Genomic DNA, 20,945 nt, shown 5'->3' with positions numbered 1-20,945 from the left:
GCAGTAGGCGAGTGAGCAAGACGGCGAACAAGTACCTGGTGACCGGCGGCGCCGGCTACGTCGGCAGCGTGGTCGCGGCCCACCTCCTGGAGGCGGGCCACGAGGTCACCGTCCTCGACGACCTCAGCACCGGCTTCCGCGCAGGAGTGCCGGCGGGTGCCGAGTTCATCGAAGGCCGGATCCAGGACGCCGCCGAGTACCTGGACTCCTCCTACGACGCGGTGCTGCACTTCGCGGCCTTCTCGCAGGTCGGCGAGTCCGTGGTGAACCCGGGCAAGTACTGGGAGAACAACGTCGGCGGCACCCTCGCCCTGCTCGCCGCCATGCGCGGTGCGGGCGTGCGCAAGCTGGTGTTCTCCTCCACCGCCGCCACCTACGGGGAGCCGACGGAGGGCCTGCTGACGGAGGCCTCGGTGACCGCGCCGACCAACCCGTACGGGGCCTCGAAGCTGGCCGTGGACCACATGATCGCGGGGGAGTGCGTGGCGCACGGCCTGGCCGCGGTGTCGCTGCGGTACTTCAACGTGGCGGGCGCGTACGGGGAGTTCGGTGAGCGGCACAGCCCCGAGACCCACCTGATCCCGCTGGTCCTCCAGGTCGCCCTGGGCGAGCGGGAGTCGATCTCGGTGTTCGGCGAGGACTACCCGACCCCGGACGGCACCTGCGTACGCGACTACATCCACGTCGCGGACCTGGCGGAGGCCCACCTGGCGGCGCTGCAGGCGGCCGCCGCCGGCGAGCACCTGATCTGCAACCTGGGCAACGGCGCCGGGTTCTCGGTCCGCGAGGTCGTCGAGACGGTCCGCAAGGTGACCGGGCAGGAGATCCCCGAGGTGATCGCCCCGCGCCGGGCCGGCGACCCGGCGACGCTCGTCGCCTCCGCCCGCACCGCCCACGAGCGCCTGGGCTGGACCCCGAGCCGCCCGGACCTCACCGGCATCATCACGGACGCGTGGAACTTCGCGAGGACGCACACTTCCTGAACCACGGGTGCCCACCCGCACCACTGCTTTCCCCGCACGCCCCCCGGCCCTCCGGTCCGGGGGGCGTGCGCCCATCCGGAACGCGCTGGCGCCGGGCGCTCTGCGCGGGCGCCCGGCGTGCACACGCCGGGTGAAACGCGCAGCGTGCAACTGCCGGTGGCACGCGCCGGTCCGCAAGCCGCCATCCGGGCCATCAGTGCAGGTGAAATCAAGCCACCATAAAGGCGGTTCAGCACTCCCTCGCCGGAAAATCGCGGGAAAAACTTCTGCTATTCGGCCAACCCCGAGCCCCCGGCGCCCTACGCTGATGCGTGACACCGGTGGGGGCCGGTGTTGATCAGGGGTCGAGACAAGTCGGGTACGACGTCCGGTCCGGGGTAGTGCAGAGATGTCACGGCGGCGGTCGCGGCAGCTGCGGATCACCCGGTCCGGGCGTCGTACCCGCCGTCGTCCGTTCCCCGACCCTTGGGGGTTTTGTGGCTCGTATCCGGGTTCTCGTGGTCGACGATCACCGCATCTTCGCCGAATCGCTCGCGGCCGCGCTCACGGCCGAGCCGGACGTGGACGTGTCCGCGGCCGGCAGCGGCCCCGCCGCGCTGCGCTGTCTCGAACGCGCGGCGGCCGAGGGCCGCCGCTTCGACGTCATGCTGGTCGACGCCGATCTCGGCGCCGTCGTGGGCACCGCCGCCGGGGGAGTGCCCGGCCAGCGGGAGCCGGGCTCCGGCTCCGGGCCGCCGCCCGCATCGGACGGGATCGCGCTGGTCGCCGGGGTGCGGGTGTCCCACCCCGGGGTGCGCACGGTCGTCCTCGCGGAGCGCGACGACCCCCGCCGGGCGGCCCTCGCGCTGCAGGCCGGAGCCTCGGGCTGGGTGGCGAAGGACTGCTCGCTCTCGCGGCTGCTGGCCGTCATCCGGGGTGTCCTGCGCGAGGAGACCCACCTGCCGCCCGCGCTGCTCACCGGAGTCCTGCGCGAACTGACCGCGGCGCGCAAGCACCGTACGGACAGCGAACGTCTCGTCGAGTCGCTCACCCCGCGCGAGCACGAGGTGCTGCGCTGCATGGTGGCGGGGCTGGGCCGCAAGGACGTGGCGGCGCGGCTGTTCCTGTCCCCGCACACCGTCCGCACCCACATGCAGAACGTGCTGGGCAAGCTCGGGGTGCACTCCACCCTCGCCGCGGTGGCGCTGGCCCGGCGGGCCGGCGTACGGCCCGCCGACCTAGCCGGGGATGTTGTCGAACGGAGCGGTCAACTGGCGTAGCAGCGCGGCGAGATCGCCGCGCTGGTTCTGCGAGAGCTGGGCCAGGATCGCCCGTTCCTGGGCCAGCAGTCCGGCGAGGGCCTGGTCGGCGCGGTCCCGGCCCTCGGGGGTCAGCCGCACCAGGACCCCCCGGCGGTCGCTGGGGTCCGGCAGCCGCTCGACGAGGCCCTTCTTGGCGAGCCGGTCGATGCGGTTGGTCATCGTGCCGGAGGTGACCAGGGTCTGCGTCAGCAACTGGCCGGGAGAGAGCTGGTAGGGCGCGCCCGCGCGCCGCAGCGAGGTCAGGACGTCGAACTCCCACGGCTCCAGGCCGTGCTCGGAGAAGGCCAGCCGACGTGCCCGGTCGAGGTGGCGCGCGAGCCTGCTGACGCGGCTCAGCACCTCGAGCGGTTCCACGTCGAGGTCAGGGCGCTCCCGCCGCCATGCCGCTACAAGTCGGTCGACCTCGTCCTCCATGCGGATCAGTGTAAGGGGTCTGTCGACATGAAGTCTCTTCATGTCATGCATCTCGTGATCAAGTATCTTGACATCGAGATATAAAGGGAGCGAGCATGGGGCATGGAGGGGCCGGAGCAGATTCCGCTTCCGACCGACCCGCCAGCAGGGAGGCTCGAACATGCATTCCGACACGGCACAGGCCGGGATTCCCGCGGCCACCGCGCCCTCCGCACCCACCTGGGATCCCCATCAGTACCTCCGGCACGCCGGCCATCGAACCCGCCCGTTCCTGGACCTCCTGACCCGCATACCCGAACTCCCCACCAGGCCCGCCCGCATCGCCGACCTCGGCTGCGGACCCGGCAACGTCACCGCCCTGATCGCCGGACGCTGGCCCGAGGCCCGCATCACCGGCTTCGACCTCTCGCCGCAGATGCTCCACCGCGCCGCCGAGGAGTACGGCGGCCCCACCGACGGCGGCGGCAGCCTCGACTTCCGCCACGCGGACCTCGTCGGCTGGCTGCCCGAAGAGCCCTACGACCTGATCGTCTCCAACGCCGCCCTCCAGTGGGTCCCGGGCCACCCCGGCTCCTTCGGCGCCTGGATCAACGGCCTGCGCCCCGGCGGCACCTTCGCCTTCCAGGTCCCCGGCAACTTCAGCGCCCCCAGCCACGCCATACTCGCCGAACTCTGCGACGCCCCGCGCTGGCGGTCCCGCCTCGCCGGGCACGGCACCCGCTACATCCATCTCCTCGAACCCGCCGAATACCTCGCCCGGTTCACCGAGCTCGGCTGCGCCGCGGACGTCTGGGAGACCACCTACCACCAACTGCTCCAAGGCCCCGACCCGGTGCTCGACTGGGTCAAGGGCACCGCGCTGCGGCCCGTCCTCACCGCCCTCGGCGACGACCGGGACGCCGTGAACGCCTTCCTCGCCGAGTACCGCGACCGGCTGCGCGAGGCCTACCCGTCCGGGCCGCGCGGCACCGTCTTCCCGTTCCGAAGGATCTTCGCCATCGCCCGCAAGGAGGCCTGACCGTGCTGACCGCCGTCGACCACGTCCAACTCGCCGCGCCGCCCGGATCGGAGGGCCGGCTGCGGGCCTATTACACCGAGGTCCTCGGCATGAACGAGATCCCCAAACCGGCCGTCCTCGCCGCGCGGGGCGGCTGCTGGTTCGCCGCCGGCCCGGTCCAGCTGCACCTCGGCGTGGAGGAGGACTTCCGGGCCGCCCGCAAGGCCCACCCGGGACTGCGGGTGACCGGCATCGTCGCCTACGCGAGCAGACTCCGGGAGCGGGGCGCCACGGTCGTCTGGGACGACAACCTGCCGGGCCACCGCCGCTTCTACTCCGAGGACCCCGTGGGCAACCGGCTCGAATTCCTGGAACCGCACAGCCCGCAGCCGCACGGCCCGGACCCGGTCGGCTGACGCCGGCTGTACGACGGCGCCCCGCCACCGGAGATCCGGTGGCGGGGCGCCGTCGTACAGGGCCGCGCACGGTACGCGGCTCAGCTCTTGCGCCGGCCCACCAGCTGCGGCTTCGACTCCAGCCCGTCCAGCCCGTGCCAGGCCAGGTTCACCAGGTGCGCCGCCACCTCGGCCTTCTTCGGGCGGCGGACGTCCAGCCACCACTGCCCCGTCAGCGCCACCATTCCCACCAGCGCCTGCGCGTACAGCGGGGCCAGCTTCGGGTCGAAGCCCCGGGCCTTGAACTCCAGGCCCAGGATGTCCTCCACCTGCGTGGCGATGTCACTGATCAGCGAGGCGAAGGTGCCCGTCGACTGCGCGACCGGGGAGTCACGTACGAGGATCCGGAAGCCGTCCGTGTAGGACTCGATGTAGTCCAGCAGCGCGAACGCCGCCTGCTCCAGCAGCTCCCGCGGATGCCCTGCCGTCAGCGCGCCCGTCACCCCGTCCAGCAGCTGGCGCATCTCCCGGTCCACGACGACCGCGTAGAGCCCCTCCTTGCCCCCGAAGTGCTCGTACACCACAGGCTTGGACACCCCGGCCTTCGCCGCGATCTCCTCCACCGAGGTGCCTTCGAAACCCTTCTCCGCGAACAGGGTCCGGCCGATGTCCAGCAGCTGCTGGCGCCGCTCCGCGCCCGTCATCCTCACCCGGCGGCCACGCCTGGGCTTGTCGCTGCTGGAATTACCGCCGTCGATCGCCACACCCCCCATCATGCCGCGTTCGGTTCGTTTTCCCTGCGCCGGGCGTCGATGCGGCCCTGCGAGGGCCAGCGCACGTCCGTGGCCCAGCCCAGCTGCTCGAACCAGCGGATCAGCCGGGCACTGGAGTCGACCTGGCCGCGCAGCACCCCGTGCCGGGCCGACGTCGGGTCGGCGTGGTGCAGGTTGTGCCAGGACTCCCCGCAGGACAGCACCGCCAGCCACCACACGTTGCCCGAGCGGTCCCGGGACTTGAACGGCCGCTTGCCCACCGCGTGACAGATCGAGTTGATCGACCACGTCACGTGGTGCAGCAGCGCGACACGCACCAGCGAGCCCCAGAAGAACGCCGTGAACGCACCCCACCAGGACATCGTCACCAGACCGCCCACCAGCGGCGGGATCGCCAGCGACACCATCGTCCAGAAGATGAAGTCCCGCGAGATGCGCCGGATCGCCGGATCCTTGATCAGGTCAGGGGCGTACTTCTGCTGATCGGTCTGCTCCTCGTCGAAGAGCCAGCCGATGTGCGCCCACCACAGGCCCTTCATCAGCGCCGGCAGCGTCTCGCCGAACCGCCACGGCGAATGCGGGTCGCCCTCGTGGTCCGAGTACTTGTGGTGCTTGCGGTGGTCCGCCACCCAGCGCACCAGCGGGCCCTCCACCGCCATCGAACCCATCACGGCGAGAACGATCCGCAGCGGCCGCTTCGCCTTGAAGGAACCGTGCGTGAAGTAACGGTGGAAGCCGATCGTGATCCCGTGGCAGGCCAGGAAGTACATGAAGACCATCAGGCCGAGGTCCAGCCAGCTCACCCCCCAGCCCCAGGCCAGCGGAACCGCCGCCAGCAGCGCCAGGAAGGGAACGGTGATGAACAGCAGGAGGGCGATCTGCTCGATGGAACGCTTGTTCTCGCCGCCGAGCGTCGCGGAAGGCACGGACGACGCGGACGGCGTGGACGTGCCGGAGGACGCGGCGACGTCCTCGGCCAGATCGGGACTGATGGTCATAGGTGTCCCCTGGGGGGTGAGGAGAGGGTGAGGAGCAAGGAAGCCTGATCGCGGACCCTACGGACCCGTAACCTACGGCATCGTAAGTATGGCAAAGGGCGGGCCCGAGGCAACAGGAGCGCGGCCGGGACGGCCGGACGGCGGCGAAGTGACCGCAACGAGGCGCCCCGGTTACCACACAAGAGCGCGCCGCGAGCGGTTCACCAGCCGCCTGCTGAGACATTTGCCCAGGCACGCGCCTCGGACACCTATCCTGGTCCCGTCGGACAGCGCGGTCCGCACGGGCAGCCCGAGCTGCGCACCTCAGGAGCGGCGACGCCGCGCACGGCCGGGAGCCCACCGCCCAGTAGCGCTCGAACACTGCAAGGAGCCGCACCTGTGAGCAGTGCTGACCAGGCCCCCCAGGGCCAGGCCCCCGTCACCCCGGCCGCCACCGCCACCGCCAACGCGGAGCTGCGGGCGGACATCCGCCGCCTCGGCGACCTCCTCGGGGAGACCCTCGTCCGCCAGGAAGGCCAGGACCTCCTCGACCTCGTCGAACGCGTCCGTGCCCTCACCCGCACCGACGGCGAGGCAGCCGCCGCCCTCCTCGGCGACACCGACCTGGAGACCGCCGCCAAGCTCGTGCGCGCCTTCTCCACCTACTTCCACCTCGCCAACGTCACCGAGCAGGTGCACCGCGGCAAGGAACTGCGCGCCCACCGCGCCGCCGAAGGCGGGCTCCTCGCCCGCACCGCCGACATGCTCAAGGACGCCGACCCCGCGCACCTGCGCGAGACGGTCAAGAACCTCAACGTCCGCCCCGTCTTCACGGCGCACCCCACCGAGGCGGCCCGCCGCAGCGTCCTGGGCAAGCTGCGCCGCATCGCCGCCCTCCTGGAGGAGCCCGTCACCGGCGCCGGCGACCGCCGCCGCCACGACCTGCGCCTCGCCGAGAACATCGACCTCGTCTGGCAGACCGACGAACTGCGTGTCGTCCGCCCAGAGCCCGCCGACGAGGCCCGCAACGCCATCTACTACCTCGACGAGCTGCACGCCGGCGCCGTCGGCGACGTCCTCGAAGACCTCGCCGCCGAACTCCAGCGCGTCGGCGTCGAACTCCCCGCCGGCACCCGCCCCCTCACCTTCGGCACCTGGATCGGCGGCGACCGCGACGGCAACCCCAACGTCACCCCCGACGTCACCCGGGACGTGCTGATCCTCCAGCACGAACACGGCATCACCGACGCACTCGAACTCATCGACTTCCTGCGCGGCCTGCTGTCCAACTCCATCCGCTACACCGGCGCCACCGAGGAACTCCTCGCCTCCCTCCAGGCCGACCTCGAACGCCTCCCCGAGATCAGCCCGCGCTACAAGCGGCTGAACGCCGAGGAGCCGTACCGCCTCAAGGCCACCTGCATCCGGCAGAAGCTCCTCAACACCCGCGAGCGCCTCGCCAAGGGCACCCCCCACGAGGAAGGCCGCGACTACCTCGGCACCGCCGAGCTGCTCACCGACCTCACCCTCATCCAGACCTCCCTGCGCGAACACCGCGGCGCCCTCTTCGCCGACGGCCGCATGGACCGCACCATCCGCACCCTGGCCGCCTTCGGCCTCCAGCTCGCCACCATGGACGTACGCGAGCACGCCGACGCCCACCACCACGCGCTCGGCCAGCTCTTCGACCGGCTCGGCGAGGAGTCCTGGCGCTACGCCGACATGCCGCGCGACTACCGCGGCAAGCTCCTCGCCAAGGAACTCCGCTCCCGCCGCCCCCTCGCCCCCACCCCGGCCCCCCTCGACGCCGCCGGCCACAAGACCCTCGGCGTCTTCCTCGCCATCAAGGACGCCTTCGAGAAGTTCGGCCCCGAGGTCATCGAGTCCTACATCATCTCGATGTGCCAGGGCGCCGACGACGTCTTCGCCGCCGCCGTCCTCGCCCGCGAAGCCGGCCTCATCGACCTCCACGCCGGCTGGGCCAAGATCGGCATCGTCCCGCTCCTGGAGACCACCGACGAGCTCCGCGCCGCCGACGTCATCCTCGACGAGATGCTCGCCGACCCCTCCTACCGGCGCCTGGTCTCCCTGCGCGGCGACGTCCAGGAGGTCATGCTCGGCTACTCCGACTCCTCCAAGTTCGGCGGCATCACCACCAGCCAGTGGGAGATCCACCGCGCCCAGCGCCGGCTCCGCGACGTCGCCCACCGCTACGGGGTGCGCCTGCGCCTCTTCCACGGCCGCGGCGGCACCGTCGGCCGCGGCGGCGGCCCCTCCCACGACGCGATCCTCGCCCAGCCCTGGGGCACCCTCGAAGGCGAGATCAAGGTCACCGAACAGGGCGAGGTCATCTCCGACAAGTACCTCGTCCCCTCCCTCGCCCGCGAGAACCTCGAACTGACCGTCGCGGCCACCCTGCAGGCCTCCGCCCTGCACACCGCGCCCCGCCAGTCCGACGAGGCCCTCGCCCGCTGGGACGCGGCCATGGACACCGTCTCCGACGCCGCGCACGCCGCCTACCGCGAACTCGTCGAGGACCCGGACCTCCCCTCGTACTTCTTCGCCGCGACCCCGGTCGACCAGCTCGCCGACCTCCACCTCGGCTCCCGCCCCTCCCGCCGCCCCGACTCCGGCGCCGGCCTCGACGGCCTGCGCGCCATCCCGTGGGTCTTCGGCTGGACCCAGTCCCGCCAGATCGTCCCCGGCTGGTACGGAGTCGGCTCCGGCCTCAAGGCCCTGCGCGAAGCCGGCCAAGGAGACGTCCTCGCCGAAATGGGCGAGCGGTGGCACTTCTTCCGCAACTTCCTGTCCAACGTCGAGATGACGCTGGCCAAGACCGACCTGCGGATCGCCCGCCACTACGTCGACACCCTCGTACCGGACGACCTCAAGCACGTCTTCGCCCGCATCGAGGCCGAGCACGAGCTCACCGTCCGCGAGGTCCTGCGCATCACCGGCGGCGAGAAGCTCCTGGACTCCCACCCGGTGCTCCAGCAGACCTTCGCCGTACGCGACGCCTACCTCGACCCCATCTCCTACCTCCAGGTGTCCCTGCTCGCCCGCCAGCGCGCCGCCGCCGCCCGCGGCGAGGAGCCCGACCCGCTCCTCGCCCGCGCCCTGCTGCTCACCGTCAACGGCGTCGCGGCCGGCCTGCGCAACACCGGCTGACGCGGCGCCCCGGTATCCGTGTCCGTCACCCTTTGTGATGACGGACGCGGATACCGGGCGCTACCGTGGGTTCCCAGGATCAGAATGCCGTCCATGGGAGCAACCATGACTGCCGAGCCCGTACACGACTGGTCAAGGCCGCCGTTGGACGGGTACACGGTGGACGACCTGCTGACGCTGCCGGACCTCCCGCGACACACAGAGCTGATCGACGGGAGCCTGGTCTTCGTGAGTCCGCAACGCTTCATCCACTCCGATCTGATCGACTTCCTTGTCACCCGGCTGCGGCTGACTGCCCCCCGGCACACGAGGGTCGCGCGAGAGATGACCGTGGTGATCGACAAGCGCAACGGGCCCGAACCGGACATCTCAGTCGTGCGGCGAGAAGCCTGCACGAGCCCCATGCAGACCCACTTCTACGCCGCCGACGTCCTGCTCGCAGTCGAAGTGGTCTCGCCCGAGTCCGAGGCTCGGGACACCAAGACCAAACTGCACAAGTACGCCGCTGCCGGCATCCCGAACTACTGGATCGTCAAGATCGAGGGCGACGAAGCGATCGAGCCGGTCGTGTACGTCTACGAGCTGGACCCCCACACACGCGCCTACGTCTGCCAGGGGATCCACACCAAGCCGTTCAGCGTCGACCGGCCCTTCGCCGCTGAAATCGACTTCGACGGGCTCGACGAGCTGTAGCCCTCAGGAGTTGTAGGTGGACTGGGCCCGCTCCAGGCCCTCCTGGATCAGGCACTCCACGGAATCCGCCGCCCGGTCCACGAACCAGTCCAGCTCCTTGCGCTCCGTCGAGGAGAAGTCCTTCAGCACGAAGTCCGCCACCTGCATCCGGCCCGGCGGCCGGCCGATACCGCAGCGCACCCGGTGGTAGTCCGGACCCATCGACTTCGTCATCGACTTCAGACCGTTGTGACCGTTGTCCCCGCCACCCAGCTTCAGACGCAGCGTCGGGTAGTCGATGTCGAGCTCGTCATGGATCGCGACGATCCGCTCCACCGGCACCTTGTAGAAGTCACGCAACGCCGTCACCGGCCCGCCCGACAGGTTCATGTACGTCATCGGCTTGGCCAGCACCACCCGCCGATTGGCCGGCCCCGGCAGGCCCATGCGACCCTCCACCACCTGCGCCCGGGCCTTGTGCGCCTTGAACTTCCCGCGGATCCGCTCCGCCAGCAGGTCGGCCACCATGAAACCGATGTTGTGGCGGTTGCCCGCGTACTCCGGCCCCGGATTGCCGAGGCCGACGATCAGCCAGGGCGCCGTGTCGTCCGACATCAAAAGCTCCTTAGGTCCTGGGCGAAACACGACCGCCGTCCCGCTCCAGTGGAGCCGGACGGCGGTCGGTCAGCAACTGCTGAGGGGAGAGGGCGAGGCTCAGGCCTCGGCGCCCTCGGTCTCCTCGGCGGCCGGCTCCTCGGCCTGCGGGGAGACGACCTGCAGGACGGCGATGTCGCCGTCGACGGCCAGGGTGGTGCCGGCCGGCAGGACCAGGTCGGAGGCGTGGATGGTGGCGCCGGCCTCCAGGCCCGCGATCGAGACGGTGACCTCGGTCGGGATGTGGGTGGCCTCGGCCTCGACGGAGATGGTGTTCTGGAGGGTCTCCAGCATGTTGCCGCCGGCGGCCAGCTCGCCCTCGGTGACGATCGCGACGTCGACGGTGACCTTCTCGCCCTTCTTGACGATCAGGAAGTCGACGTGGGAGATCGAGCGCTTCAGGGGGTGCTTCTGCACGGCCTTCGGGATGACCAGCTCGGTGCCGCCGCCCGCGATGTCCAGGGAGATCAGGACGTTCGGGGTGCGCAGCGCCAGCTGCAGCGCGTGGGCGTCGACGTTGACGTGCTTCGGGTCGGTGCCGTGGCCGTAGATGACACCCGGGGTCAGGGCGTCACGACGGGCCTGGCGGGCAGAGCCCTTGCCGAAGGAATCACGGAGCTTGGCGGAAAGCTTGACCTCGGACATGCTCACTCCTCGTGGGGTGACGGAAAAAAGGACGACAGTCACCCGGCCGGAACGGCCTGCTACGAAGAGCGCGTCGATAACGGAGTGCCCGCACATGAAAGTGCGGCCTCCCTCGCCGAGCAACTTCACGAGTCTACCCGGCGGGGAGGCCGCCCACAAAAATGATCACAGCATAAGGATCTGCTGTGACGCCTACTGCTGCTCTTCGAACAGGCTGGTGACCGAGCCGTCCTCGAAGACCTCGCGCACCGCGCGCGCGATCATCGGGGCGATCGACAGCACCGTGATCTTGTCGAGCTCCAGGTCGGACGGGTCCGGCAGGGTGTTCGTGAAGACGAACTCGCTGACCTTGGAGTTCTTCAGACGGTCGGCGGCCGGGCCCGACAGGATGCCGTGCGTGGCCGTCACGATGACGTCCTCGGCACCGTGCGCGAACAGCGCGTCGGCCGCGGCACAGATGGTGCCACCCGTGTCGATCATGTCGTCGACCAGGACGCAGACGCGGCCCTTGACCTCACCGACGACCTCGTGGACGGTCACCTGGTTGGCGACGTCCTTGTCACGGCGCTTGTGCACGATCGCCAGCGGCGCGTCCAGGCGGTCGCACCAGCGGTCGGCGACACGCACGCGGCCGGCGTCCGGGGAGACGATCGTCAGCTTCGTACGGTCCACCTTGGCGCCCACGTAGTCCGCGAGGACGTTCAGGGCCGACAGGTGGTCCACCGGGCCGTCGAAGAAGCCCTGGATCTGGTCGGTGTGCAGGTCGACCGTCAGGATGCGGTCCGCACCCGAGGTCTTCAGCAGGTCCGCGACCAGGCGGGCCGAGATCGGCTCGCGGCCCTTGTGCTTCTTGTCCTGGCGGGCGTACCCGTAGGAGGGGATGATCACGGTGATGGAGCGCGCCGACGCGCGCTTCAGCGCGTCGATCATGATCAGCTGCTCCATGATCCACTTGTTGATCGGAGCCGTGTGGCTCTGGATCAGGAAGCAGTCCGCGCCACGAGCCGACTCCTGGAAGCGGACGTAGATCTCACCGTTCGCGAAGTCGAAAGCCTTGGTCGGCACGAGGCCGACTCCCAGCTGGTGCGCGACCTCCTCGGCCAGCTCGGGGTGGGCGCGGCCGGAGAAGAGCATCAGCTTCTTCTCGCCGGTCGTCTTGATCCCGGTCACAGCACTGTCTCCTCAGACGTGTTGAAAGCTGCTCGCCCCCGCGTGCGTCCGTCCCGCACACGGTGAGCCAGCCGAATTGCGTGCACCTATCACGGTACGCCGTCCCAGGCGTACCCGTTTCCGGTCAGTTCACCTCAACGGCTGTCGGAGTCCACCTGGACCGCCGACTGGGCCGCCGTCGCGGCAGCGCTTCCCGGACGCTTGCGGGCCACCCAGCCCTCGATATTCCGCTGCTGGCCACGGGCCACGGCCAGCGCACCGGGCGGAACGTCCTTCGTGATCACGGACCCGGCGGCCGTGTAGGCGCCGTCCCCGATGGTGACGGGCGCCACAAACATGTTGTCCGAGCCCGTCTTGCAGTGTGAGCCGACGGTGGTGTGGTGCTTGTGCTCACCGTCGTAGTTCACGAAGACGCTCGCCGCGCCGATGTTCGTGTACTCGCCGATCGTCGCGTCGCCCACGTACGACAGGTGCGGCACCTTGGTGCCCTCGCCGATCGTCGCGTTCTTCATCTCCACGTACGTACCGGCCTTGGCCTTCGTGCCGAGGGTCGTCCCCGGACGCAGGTACGCGAACGGACCCACGGAAGCCAGCTCGCCGATGACGGCACCGTCCGCCACCGTGTTGTCCACGCGCGCGCCCTGGCCCACCCGGGTGTCCTTCAGCCGGGTGTTCGGGCCGACCTCGGCCCCCTCGGCGATGTGGGTGGAGCCGAGGAGCTGCGTCCCCGGGTGGATGAGGGCGTCCTGCCCGAAGGTGACGGTGACGTCCAGAGACGTGCTGGCCGGATCCACGACCGTCACACCCGCGAGCATGGCCTGCTCCAGCAGCCGCGCGTTCAGCAGGGCACGGGCCTCGGCGAGCTGGACGCGGTTGTTGATGCCCAGGATCTGGCGGTGGTCGCTGCCGACGGCCGCACCGACGCGGTGGCCGGCCTCGCGCAGGATCCCCAGCACGTCGGTGAGGTACTCCTCGCCCTGGCTGTTGTCGGTGCGCACCTTGCCGAGCGCGTCGGCGAGCAGGGCGCCGTCGAAGGCGAAGACGCCGGAGTTGATCTCGCGGATGGCGCGCTGGGTGTCGGTGGCGTCCTTGTGCTCGACGATGGCGGTCACGGCGCCGCCGGCGTCCCGGACGATGCGCCCGTAGCCGGTGGAGTCCGGCACCTCGGCGGTGAGCACGGTGACGGCGTTGCCGTCGGCCTCGTGCGTCGCCGCGAGCTGCTTGAGGGTCTCGCCGGTCAGCAGCGGGGTGTCGCCGCAGACGACGATCACGGTGCCGTCGACGACCCCGCCGAGCTCTTCGAGGGCCATCCGGACGGCGTGGCCGGTGCCGTTCTGCTCGTACTGGACGGCCGTGCGCACTCCGGCGTCGATCGCGCCGAGGTGCGCGGTGACCTGCTCCCGGGCGTGCCCGACGACCACGACGAGGTGGGCGGGGTCCAGCTCACGGGAGGCGGCGACGACGTGACCGACGAGCGAGCGCCCGCAGATCTCGTGCAGGACCTTGGGAGTGGCCGACTTCATGCGGGTGCCTTCACCCGCTGCGAGTACGACGACGGCTGCCGGGCGGTTGGCGCTCACGGGGATGCCCTTCGGCTTCGGGGGTGGACCCGTGAAGGATACCGGGGCGTTAAGGGCCGGAAACGAGGGCGGGTCCTGACCGTGGAGGTCAGGACCCGAACCCATAAGGCTCCCCCGCCAGGACTCGAACCCGGACATAAGGCACCAAAAGCCTCAGTGCTGCCAATTACACCACAGGGGACTATTTCCGACTGAAACGGACATCTCTGCCCGGTGATCTAGCCGACGGCTCCTACTATGCCGCACCAGGCGCCTTCGATGCGACGGTAGATGTCCGCGCTTCGGCTGACGCAAAGGACGGGGCAGCCCCGGTAGTTCTCGCCGACGTTCTTCCGGGTGGTCTTGGGGTTGTGCTTCTTGAGGGTCGTCCTGGCGAACGCGCCGCCGACTCTTTGGCGCGGCTCCGCTGCTCGTCCCGGACGGTGTTCTCGTGCTCCCAGCGACGACGTGAGGCCGGTCGGGCCTGTTCCGCGGGGGTCCTTCGTCCGGTCGGCTTCGGGAGGGCGCGGACCCAGAGGGAGATCGAGCTCTTCGAGTAGTCGAGCTCGACCTGGATCCGGTCGTAAGTCATGCCCTGGAGGCGGAGCTCGCGGGCCCGGTCGCGCAGGTCGTCCTCGGCGTTGGGGCGCTTGGTCCATTCCGGGGGCGGCTCGCCCTCCAGGAGCCGGTTGAGGATGTCGTTGTTGTGGGCGGCAGGCGGTCGCGGATCTCGCGGCGGCTGAGGTCCTCGCGGCGCAGGGCCACCGCCTTCTCGCGGAGGGAGTCGAAGGTCGCGGTGCCCGTGCGGAGGCCGCCGGTGCCGTCGCCGGGGCGACGTCGGATTGCGGTCATGCCGCCAGTGTCGTCCGGAATACGGGATTCAGGTCTCGGTCAGCGGACGGTTCAGTCGTGCGTGCGATGACCGGGGGTTTGCCGGAATTCCGACCCTGTCTGTGCTGGGGGCGCTGCGTACGCTGGTCGGCATGACCGGTACGGGGGAAGTGGAAGGGCGCGCTGGGCCGCCTTTGTGGTGGGCGCGGCGGCGGGATGCCGTCGCGGACGTGGTGCTCGGCGGCGTGTCCGCCCTGGAGTGCGCCTGGGAGGGCATCGACTTCGCGCGTGCGGCCGGGGTGCCGACCGCGGTCGGGGTGCTGTTCGGGTTCGTCGTGGGGGCCGTGCTCGTGCTGCGGCGGCGGTGGCCGGTCGCCGTGGTGCTGGTGGGGATCGCCGTGGCGCCGGCCGCGATGGGGTTCCTGCTCGCGGTGGTGGGGCTGTACACGCTGGCCTCGTCCGAGGTGCCGCGGCGGATCATCGCGACGCTGGCCTCGATGTCGCTGGCCGCGACGTTCGTGGTGATGTATCTGCGGACGAGGGGGGATGTCGAGGCCGACCCCCTGCTCGTGGTCGCGCTGTCCGGGTTCGTGGCGGTGGCGCTGACCGTGCCGCCGGTGCTGTCCGGGCTGTACATGGGGGCCCGGCGGCGGCTGATGGAGAGCTTGCAGGAGCGGGCGGATTCGCTGGAACGGGAGTTGTCGCTGCTGGCGGACCGGGCGGAGGAGCGGGCCGAGTGGGCCCGTACGGAGGAGCGGACCCGGATCGCGCGGGAGATGCACGACGTCGTGGCGCACCGGGTGTCGTTGATGGTGGTGCACGCGGCGGCGCTGGAGGCGATCGCGGCGAAGGATCCGGCGCGGGCGGCGAGGAACGCCGCGCTGGTGGGGGACATGGGCCGGCAGGCGCTGACGGAGCTGCGGGAGATGCTGGGGGTGCTGCGGGCCGCCGAGAAGCCGGTGAGGCCCGCGGTGGCGGCGGTGGCCGCCACGTCGGTGGCTCCCCCGGCTACGGCTGGGACGTACCCCCACGTGGGGGGTTTCGACGACGGGCCTTCGCTGGACGAGCTGGAGGCGCTGGTGGGGCAGTCGCGCGCGGCCGGGATGGCCGTGGAGGTGGTGGTGCAGGGCGAGGGGGCGGGGTACGCGGCGGAGGTGGAGCAGACGGCGTACCGGGTGGTGCAGGAGGCCCTCACGAACTGTCACAAGCACGCTCCCGGCGCGCGGGTGACCGTCCGGCTCGCGCACCGGGAGGGGGAGGTGGCGATGCAGGTGGAGAACGGGCCGTGCGACGGGATGGCCGCCCAGCCGGGTCTGCCCAGCGGGGGCAACGGGCTGGTGGGGATGCGGGAGCGGGTGCTCGGGCTGGGCGGGGTGTTCGTCTCGGGTCCGACGGACGCGGGGGGTTTCAAGGTGTCGGCGGTGCTGCCGGGCCATTGTCCGTAGGTCCTCGCCGGTGATTCGTGGATCGCCCCGCCCCGACCCGACCCGCCCCGCCTCGTCGCTACGGAGCGGGGTCCTGGCCGGTGGTGAGGCGGGTCGGCTGGAGGCCGGTGAGGAGGAGGGTGAGGGCCTCGTCGAGGCTGCCGCCGAGGTACCAGTCACCGGTGTGGTCGATGCCGTAGACGCGGCCTTCGCGGTCGATGGCGAGGTGGGAGCTTCCGTCGGCCTCGACGCCGAGTGGGCAGAGCTGGGTGGACAGGGCGCGGCCGAGGTCGGCGAAGGTGCGGGCGAGGTGCAGGCCGGTGAGCGGGTCGAGGCGGATGGTGACGGGGGCTATCTGGCGGCCCGTGCCGGAGGCGTTGACGGTGAGGCCGCCGAATTCGGCCCAGGCTTCGACGGCGGCGGGGAAGACCTCGTGCCGGTGTCCGGCGGGGGTGGTGTGGTCGCGGAGGGCATCGGCCCAGAATTCGGCCTGTTTGATGTCCCAGCGGCCGGATTCCCAGCCGGCGGTGCGCAGGGCGGAGTCCACGGCGACGGGGAAGCGGGTGGCCGAGGAGCGGTCGTAGGAGGCTGAGGCGGTGGTCATGGCTACTCGGAGGGGGTGAGGTCGACGGGGCGTACGCCGAAGTGGGCGAGGAGTGCGTCGCAGGAGCGGCAGGGGGGTGCGTAGCTGCCGTGGAGGGGGTCGCCGTCCTCGCGGATGCGGCGGGCGGTGATTTTCGCGTGTTTGAGGGAGCGGCGGGCTTCGCTCGGGGAGAGGGGTTTGCGGGAGGCGCGCCGGGAGCGGGCGCCTTCGACGGCGGCGAGGTGGCGGGAGAGCAGGATCGCTTCCGGGCAGCGGCCGGTGAACCGTTCGCGCTGGCCGCTGGTGAGGGTGTCGAGGAAGTCCTGCACGAGGGGGTGGAGTACGGGTGGGTGGTCGGCTTTGCCCGCGGTGCCGGTGAGGGTTTCGCCGCGTACGGAGAGGGCGGCGGCGATGGTGGGGAGGATGCCGTCGCGGCGGAAGCGCAGGACGGGTGCGGCGGGGCGGCCGTCGGTGCTGCTCCAGCGCAGGCGGGGGTCGCCTGTGGGGCCGCCGGCTTCGGAGGCCGTGGCCGGTGGTGGCATGGGGACGGGTGGTCCCACGGGTGCCGGCGGTCCGGGTGGGCCTGCTGGTCCGGGGGTTCCCGGGGTGGCGTCGGCCGGATCTGTGCGTGCTGCCGTGTTGTGCATGGTCGCGCTTTCCCTCCCGTGGCGGCGGTGGTGGCCGCTGTCGCGCACGCCCCCGTGCTGAGGGCCCAGCCTGCCAAATGGCACCTGTCATGCGGAAGCGGGGTCGAATATTCGTATCAATTCGGATGTTCCCGGCCGCGGGCCGGGTGTGCCGGTCGTGCGCGGGTGAGCCCCTTGCCCCAGCGCATAGGCTGTGGTGAACCAGCCAGATCCAGCAGGGGGCTACCGCCATGACGACAGGTCGGCTCGGGCAGCAGGCCGCGCCACCCAACGCCGCTTATTCGGGGCAGGTCGTGCATTTCCCGGACCCGGTCCGGGCTGCTCGGCATCCCCATGGAGTGCGGATGGGCGGCAACGGGCATCCGGACTTCTCCGCGTACGCGCGTGCGGCCGTGGAGATCGCAGAGCCGCCGGAGGGCTTCGGCGTGGACGAGTTGCGGCTGACGGACTACGTGTCCGCGAACGCCGCGATGAAGGCGGCCGGGCACGACTTGTGGGACACGGTCGGCGCGGTGGCCACCCCGCACGGCTGGACCTGGCACCACGTGTCGGGTTCGCGGCGCATGGAGCTGGTCCCGGTCGAGGTGAAGGCCCTGCTGCGGCATCACGCGGGGCTGGTGACGGCGCCGGTGGACCACACCAAGCGCGGGACGCGTCCGTTGCAGGAGCTGCGTCCGGCCCATCTGGGGCTGCCGAAGTCGGTGGTGTCGGTTTCCGAGCAGCAGGTGCAGGGAGTCGAGGAGGACCTCGGCTACCGGCTGCCGGAGGCGTACCGCTCGTTCCTGAAGGCCGCGGGCGGCTGCGCGCCGGTCGGCGCGGCGCTGGACGTGGACCTCGGCCTGCTGGTGGACCAGCCGTTCTTCACGGTGCGTGAGGAGGCGGCGGTCAACGACCTGGTGTACGTCAACAAGTGTCTGCGGGACCACCTGACGAAGGACTACCTGTGCGTGGCCTTCGTGCAGGGCGGCCTGCTCGCCCTGAAGGTGAAGGGCGAGGGCGTCGGTTCGGTGTGGTTCTCCCCGTACGACGATGCGCGTGACCAGGACGGCTGGTCGGTGCAGGAGCGCGTGGAGCGGCTGTTGCTGCCGTGCGGCGTTGATTTCGACGCCTTTCTGGAGCGGTTGGCGGGCAATCCGCCGGAGCTTGAGACGGTGGCCGGTCTGATGGTGGACGGCGGATTCGCGCGGTCGGTTCCCGTGGCGGGGCCGGCTGCGGCGATGCGTGCCGGTTCGGATGAGGGGTGACGGCGCGGTGGTGACATTTGCGCAGGCGCAGGAGCGCGCTGAGGAATGGATCAACGGCGATGTGCCCGCGTACCAGCACCGTGAGGTGCGTGTACGGGAGTTCGGGCTCGGGTTCGTGGTGTGGGCGGAGGACCGCGCGGCCGGTCCGGTGTCCGGTGGTGGGCGGCAGCGGCTGGTCATCGCGCGGGACAGCGGGGAGGTGACGCTGTGGCCGGGGCTGCCGGTGGGTGAGGTGATCCGCCGGTACGAGGAGGAGTACGGGGCGTCGGCTGCCGCGGCGGCTTCGGAGGCTTCGGTTCCGCCGCCGCGGATCGACTCGGAGCAGACGTCGTTCATGCTGAGCCCGCCGGAGTGGCTGCAGGAGGCGGCGGACCGGGCGGGGATTCCGGCTGCCGTGCCTTCGTCTTCGGCCTCGTCTTCGCCGGTTCAGGCTCCGGCCGATCCGGCACCGGCACCCGTTCCGGCCGTTGCCGCCGCGCCGGCGCCGACGGACGCGGTGCCGCTGCGGCGCGGGGGCGAGGTCCCGTACGAGCCGACGGCCAACGACGGGGTTCCGGCGGCTGCTGCGGCGGCCGTTCCGACCGGGGCCACGCCGTGGGCCGGGACCGATGTGAATCCGGGTGCGGACGACGCGTCCGTGCCGCTGCCCGCGACCGTGTTCGCGCCGCCGCTGTCCGGGTCGGACCTGGACGAGGCGCTGTCGTCCAGGTCGGCGCCGGAGGCCCAGACCACGCTGATGCCGGGTGGCAGCCAGCTGCCGCGGACCGCTGTGGTGCCGACGCTGGCGCCGCAGGCGGACAGCATCGCCGACGCGCCGACGAGCAAGGCCCAGATCTCCCGGCCGGTCTCCGGTCAGGGTGGCCCCGCCGGTGCTCCCGGTGCTCCCGGTGTTCCGGGTGCGGGTCAGCCGCCGCAGCCGCCTGGTGTTCCGGGTGGTTCGCAGGGTCGTGGGCTTGATCATGCGGCGACGATGCTGGCGGGTCCTGCGGTGACGGGTCAGCCGCCGGCGCCTCCCGGTCCGCCCGGTGCTCCGGGTGCCGGTGTGCCGCAGCCGCCGCAGCCGCCTGGTGTTCCGGGTGGTTCGCAGGGTCGTGGGCTTGATCATGCGGCGACGATGCTGGCGGGTCCTGCGGTGACGGGTCAGCCGCCGGCGCCTCCCGGTCCGCCCGGTGCTCCGGGTGCCGGTGTGCCGCAGCCGCCTGGTCCGCCTGGTGTTCCGGGTGGTTCGCAGGGGCGTGGGCTTGATCATGCGGCGACGATGCTGGCGGGTCCTGCGGTGACGGGTCAGCCGCCGGCGCCTCCCGGTCCGCCCGGTGCTCCGGGTGCCGGTGTGCCGCAGCCGCCTGGTCCGCCTGGTGTTCCGGGTGGTTCGCAGGGGCGTGGGCTCGACCATGCGGCGACGATGCTGGCCGGTCCCGCCGTGACGGGTCAGCCGCCCGCGCCTCCCGGTCCGCCCGGGCCGGCGCCTGCCGGTCCCGTCGCGCAGCCCCCGGCGCACACCGGTGCGCCCACGGTCGGCCCCGGCTACCAGGCCGTACTGCGCTACCGCGCTCCCGACGGCTCCGAGCAGCAGCTCATCCGCCGTTCCGCGCCCGGTACCCCGCACCCCGAGTGGCAGATCCTGCACGAGCTGCGCGCCATGAACGTGCCGCCGCAGCAGGTGCTGGAGCTGCACACCGAGCTGGAGTCCTGCGAGCTGCCCGGCGGTTACTGCGCCAGGATGATCCGGGAGACCTGGCCGCAGGTGCGGATCACCAGCGTGGCCCCGTACGGCCAGGACCACGCGGGCCGTCAGCAGGGCATGCGTCACCTGCTCACCCATCAGGGCGAGCTGCACCAGGTGGCGGACGGTCCGGCGCGCCCCGCGCCGGTACGGGTGCCCCTGCCGCAGGTTCCGCTCCAGCCGGCGATCCCGCTGGACGCGATCGCGCAGGAGCTGGTGGGGGCGTTCGGCCCGCAGGGCGTGTTCCGCTTCGACCAGCGGGCGGTGTCCCGTCAGGGTGTGCCGGAGATCGTGGCGCAGACGCTGATGTGGTCGGGCCTGCCCGTCGATTTCGGGCCGTTCTTCTGGGCACAGGCGGTGCCGGGCCAGCCGGTGCCGACGCTGGCCGAGATGGCCGCGCAGCGGCAGGTGGCGCCGGCTTCGGACGCGGGCTCGTACCTCGTCGTCGGCAGCGACTTCGGCAAGGCGCTGTGCGTGCAGTACGGCACCGCGCACATCGTGGCGGTGCCGGTGGAGGGCGGTCCGGGCGGTGCTCCGGTGCCGCCGCAGTTCGTGAACTCCAGCCTGCCGCAGTTCGTGCGGTCCCTCGCGATGCTGGGTCACATGTGGCGCCTGCGCCAGCATCTGACGCCGGAACAGGCGGGTCGCTGGACCGTCGATTTCCAGGCGAATCTGGCGGGGCTGGACAGTGCGGCGCTGGCCTCTCCGGAGAGCTGGTGGTCGGTGCTGCTGGAGCAGATGTGGGACGGACTGCTCTGATCGGATGATCAGTTGAGTGGCCGGGC

General features: G+C 71.3%; 18 protein-coding genes, 1 tRNA gene and 1 pseudogene. 9 read left to right on the top strand and 11 right to left on the bottom strand.

The window, feature by feature from the left end:
• Nucleotides 1–11 precede the first annotated feature (11 nt).
• Together galE and OG737_RS11420 are read left to right on the top strand one after the other, a co-directional pair.
• A complete protein-coding gene (gene galE / locus OG737_RS11425) occupies nt 12–983 on the top strand; it encodes a UDP-glucose 4-epimerase GalE (protein WP_405921484.1) in 972 nt (323 codons plus the stop codon).
• 476 nt (nt 984–1,459) lie between these two features.
• A complete protein-coding gene (locus OG737_RS11420) occupies nt 1,460–2,242 on the top strand; it encodes a LuxR C-terminal-related transcriptional regulator (protein ID WP_405679808.1) in 783 nt (260 codons plus the stop codon).
• Here the strand turns inward: OG737_RS11420 and OG737_RS11415 are convergent.
• Nucleotides 2,201–2,698 carry a MarR family transcriptional regulator gene (locus tag OG737_RS11415; protein ID WP_328926082.1) on the bottom strand — a complete coding sequence of 166 codons (498 nt, stop codon included), beginning with the start codon at nt 2,696–2,698 and terminating at the stop codon, nt 2,201–2,203. The two genes, OG737_RS11420 and OG737_RS11415, sit on opposite strands and share 42 nt — an antisense overlap.
• Nucleotides 2,699–2,858: 160 nt before the next feature.
• Between OG737_RS11415 and OG737_RS11410 the strand changes: the two genes are divergently transcribed.
• Both OG737_RS11410 and OG737_RS11405 read left to right on the top strand, forming a co-directional pair.
• Entirely contained in the window at nt 2,859–3,716 is an 858-nt protein-coding gene (locus OG737_RS11410) for a trans-aconitate 2-methyltransferase (RefSeq protein WP_328926081.1), read from the top strand.
• A gap of 2 nt (nt 3,717–3,718) precedes the next feature.
• Complete coding sequence (locus OG737_RS11405; protein WP_328926080.1) at nt 3,719–4,111, top strand: VOC family protein; 393 nt, start codon at nt 3,719–3,721, stop codon at nt 4,109–4,111.
• A gap of 80 nt (nt 4,112–4,191) precedes the next feature.
• On the opposite strand, the gene OG737_RS11400 is transcribed toward OG737_RS11405, so the two are convergent.
• Together OG737_RS11400 and OG737_RS11395 are read right to left on the bottom strand one after the other, a co-directional pair.
• The gene (locus OG737_RS11400) at nt 4,192–4,866 is read right to left on the bottom strand and encodes a TetR family transcriptional regulator (protein ID WP_386186608.1); all 675 of its coding nucleotides are present in this window, start codon (nt 4,864–4,866) and stop codon (nt 4,192–4,194) included.
• Nucleotides 4,863–5,861: an acyl-CoA desaturase gene (locus tag OG737_RS11395; protein WP_328926079.1), complete on the bottom strand. Its 999-nt coding sequence runs from the start codon at nt 5,859–5,861 to the stop codon at nt 4,863–4,865. Before OG737_RS11395 ends, OG737_RS11400 begins: the two co-directional genes overlap by 4 nt.
• Before the next feature lie 378 nt (nt 5,862–6,239).
• On the opposite strand from OG737_RS11395, the gene ppc reads away from it, so the two are divergent.
• The gene (gene ppc, locus OG737_RS11390) at nt 6,240–9,008 is read left to right on the top strand and encodes a phosphoenolpyruvate carboxylase (RefSeq protein ID WP_405921483.1); all 2,769 of its coding nucleotides are present in this window, start codon (nt 6,240–6,242) and stop codon (nt 9,006–9,008) included.
• 105 nt (nt 9,009–9,113) lie between these two features.
• On the top strand, nt 9,114–9,701 hold the full coding sequence (locus tag OG737_RS11385; protein ID WP_328930295.1) for a Uma2 family endonuclease: 588 nt from the start codon (nt 9,114–9,116) through the stop codon (nt 9,699–9,701).
• Between the two features lie 3 nt (nt 9,702–9,704).
• Here OG737_RS11385 and pth read toward each other — a convergent pair whose 3' ends face one another.
• From pth to OG737_RS11355, 6 genes and pseudogenes are all read right to left on the bottom strand, one after another.
• On the bottom strand, nt 9,705–10,295 hold the full coding sequence (gene pth / locus OG737_RS11380; protein WP_405921482.1) for an aminoacyl-tRNA hydrolase: 591 nt from the start codon (nt 10,293–10,295) through the stop codon (nt 9,705–9,707).
• A gap of 99 nt (nt 10,296–10,394) precedes the next feature.
• Nucleotides 10,395–10,979 (bottom strand): 50S ribosomal protein L25/general stress protein Ctc, encoded by a 585-nt coding sequence (locus OG737_RS11375; RefSeq protein ID WP_328926077.1) that lies wholly within the window; start codon nt 10,977–10,979, stop codon nt 10,395–10,397.
• A gap of 192 nt (nt 10,980–11,171) precedes the next feature.
• Nucleotides 11,172–12,149, bottom strand: coding sequence for a ribose-phosphate diphosphokinase (locus tag OG737_RS11370; RefSeq protein WP_030723354.1), 978 nt, complete (start codon nt 12,147–12,149; stop codon nt 11,172–11,174).
• Nucleotides 12,150–12,283: 134 nt separating this feature from the next.
• Nucleotides 12,284–13,729, bottom strand: coding sequence for a bifunctional UDP-N-acetylglucosamine diphosphorylase/glucosamine-1-phosphate N-acetyltransferase GlmU (gene glmU / locus OG737_RS11365; protein ID WP_328926076.1), 1,446 nt, complete (start codon nt 13,727–13,729; stop codon nt 12,284–12,286).
• 109 nt (nt 13,730–13,838) lie between these two features.
• A tRNA-Gln gene (locus tag OG737_RS11360) sits at nt 13,839–13,910 on the bottom strand.
• A gap of 37 nt (nt 13,911–13,947) precedes the next feature.
• Nucleotides 13,948–14,560: pseudogene (locus tag OG737_RS11355) on the bottom strand (hypothetical protein).
• 131 nt (nt 14,561–14,691) lie between these two features.
• Here OG737_RS11355 and OG737_RS11350 point away from each other — a divergent pair.
• Nucleotides 14,692–15,984, top strand: coding sequence for a histidine kinase (locus OG737_RS11350; RefSeq protein WP_328926075.1), 1,293 nt, complete (start codon nt 14,692–14,694; stop codon nt 15,982–15,984).
• Nucleotides 15,985–16,042: 58 nt separating this feature from the next.
• Here OG737_RS11350 and OG737_RS11345 read toward each other — a convergent pair whose 3' ends face one another.
• On the bottom strand, nt 16,043–16,567 hold the full coding sequence (locus OG737_RS11345; protein WP_328926074.1) for an SUKH-3 domain-containing protein: 525 nt from the start codon (nt 16,565–16,567) through the stop codon (nt 16,043–16,045).
• 2 nt (nt 16,568–16,569) lie between these two features.
• Entirely contained in the window at nt 16,570–17,088 is a 519-nt protein-coding gene (locus OG737_RS11340; protein ID WP_328926073.1) for a YwqJ-related putative deaminase, read from the bottom strand.
• A 335-nt stretch (nt 17,089–17,423) separates the two neighbouring features.
• On the opposite strand from OG737_RS11340, the gene OG737_RS11335 reads away from it, so the two are divergent.
• Together OG737_RS11335 and OG737_RS11330 are read left to right on the top strand one after the other, a co-directional pair.
• The gene (locus tag OG737_RS11335) at nt 17,424–18,437 is read left to right on the top strand and encodes an SMI1/KNR4 family protein (RefSeq protein WP_328926072.1); all 1,014 of its coding nucleotides are present in this window, start codon (nt 17,424–17,426) and stop codon (nt 18,435–18,437) included.
• A gap of 7 nt (nt 18,438–18,444) precedes the next feature.
• Nucleotides 18,445–20,919: an SUKH-4 family immunity protein gene (locus tag OG737_RS11330; RefSeq protein ID WP_405921481.1), complete on the top strand. Its 2,475-nt coding sequence runs from the start codon at nt 18,445–18,447 to the stop codon at nt 20,917–20,919.
• Nucleotides 20,920–20,945 lie beyond the last annotated feature (26 nt).

Source organism: Streptomyces sp. NBC_00122 (assembly GCF_045160845.1).
Classification (GTDB): domain Bacteria; phylum Actinomycetota; class Actinomycetes; order Streptomycetales; family Streptomycetaceae; genus Streptomyces.
Note: the sequence above shows the minus strand (reverse complement) of the source record. Positions and strands in the feature narration are given on the sequence as shown.

What these genes read in the sequence shown, in the direction of transcription:
- OG737_RS11385 (WP_328930295.1), top strand. Translation starts at nt 9,114, where the DNA reads ATGACTGCCGAGCCCGTACACGACTGGTCAAGGCCGCCGTTGGACGGG.
- OG737_RS11345 (WP_328926074.1), bottom strand. Translation starts at nt 16,567, where the DNA reads ATGACCACCGCCTCAGCCTCCTACGACCGCTCCTCGGCCACCCGCTTC.
- OG737_RS11410 (WP_328926081.1), top strand. Translation starts at nt 2,859, where the DNA reads ATGCATTCCGACACGGCACAGGCCGGGATTCCCGCGGCCACCGCGCCC.
- OG737_RS11335 (WP_328926072.1), top strand. Translation starts at nt 17,424, where the DNA reads ATGACGACAGGTCGGCTCGGGCAGCAGGCCGCGCCACCCAACGCCGCT.
- pth (WP_405921482.1), bottom strand. Translation starts at nt 10,295, where the DNA reads ATGTCGGACGACACGGCGCCCTGGCTGATCGTCGGCCTCGGCAATCCG.
- OG737_RS11340 (WP_328926073.1), bottom strand. Translation starts at nt 17,088, where the DNA reads ATGCCACCACCGGCCACGGCCTCCGAAGCCGGCGGCCCCACAGGCGAC.
- OG737_RS11400 (WP_386186608.1), bottom strand. Translation starts at nt 4,866, where the DNA reads ATGATGGGGGGTGTGGCGATCGACGGCGGTAATTCCAGCAGCGACAAG.
- OG737_RS11415 (WP_328926082.1), bottom strand. Translation starts at nt 2,698, where the DNA reads ATGGAGGACGAGGTCGACCGACTTGTAGCGGCATGGCGGCGGGAGCGC.
- OG737_RS11375 (WP_328926077.1), bottom strand. Translation starts at nt 10,979, where the DNA reads ATGTCCGAGGTCAAGCTTTCCGCCAAGCTCCGTGATTCCTTCGGCAAG.
- OG737_RS11395 (WP_328926079.1), bottom strand. Translation starts at nt 5,861, where the DNA reads ATGACCATCAGTCCCGATCTGGCCGAGGACGTCGCCGCGTCCTCCGGC.
- OG737_RS11350 (WP_328926075.1), top strand. Translation starts at nt 14,692, where the DNA reads ATGACCGGTACGGGGGAAGTGGAAGGGCGCGCTGGGCCGCCTTTGTGG.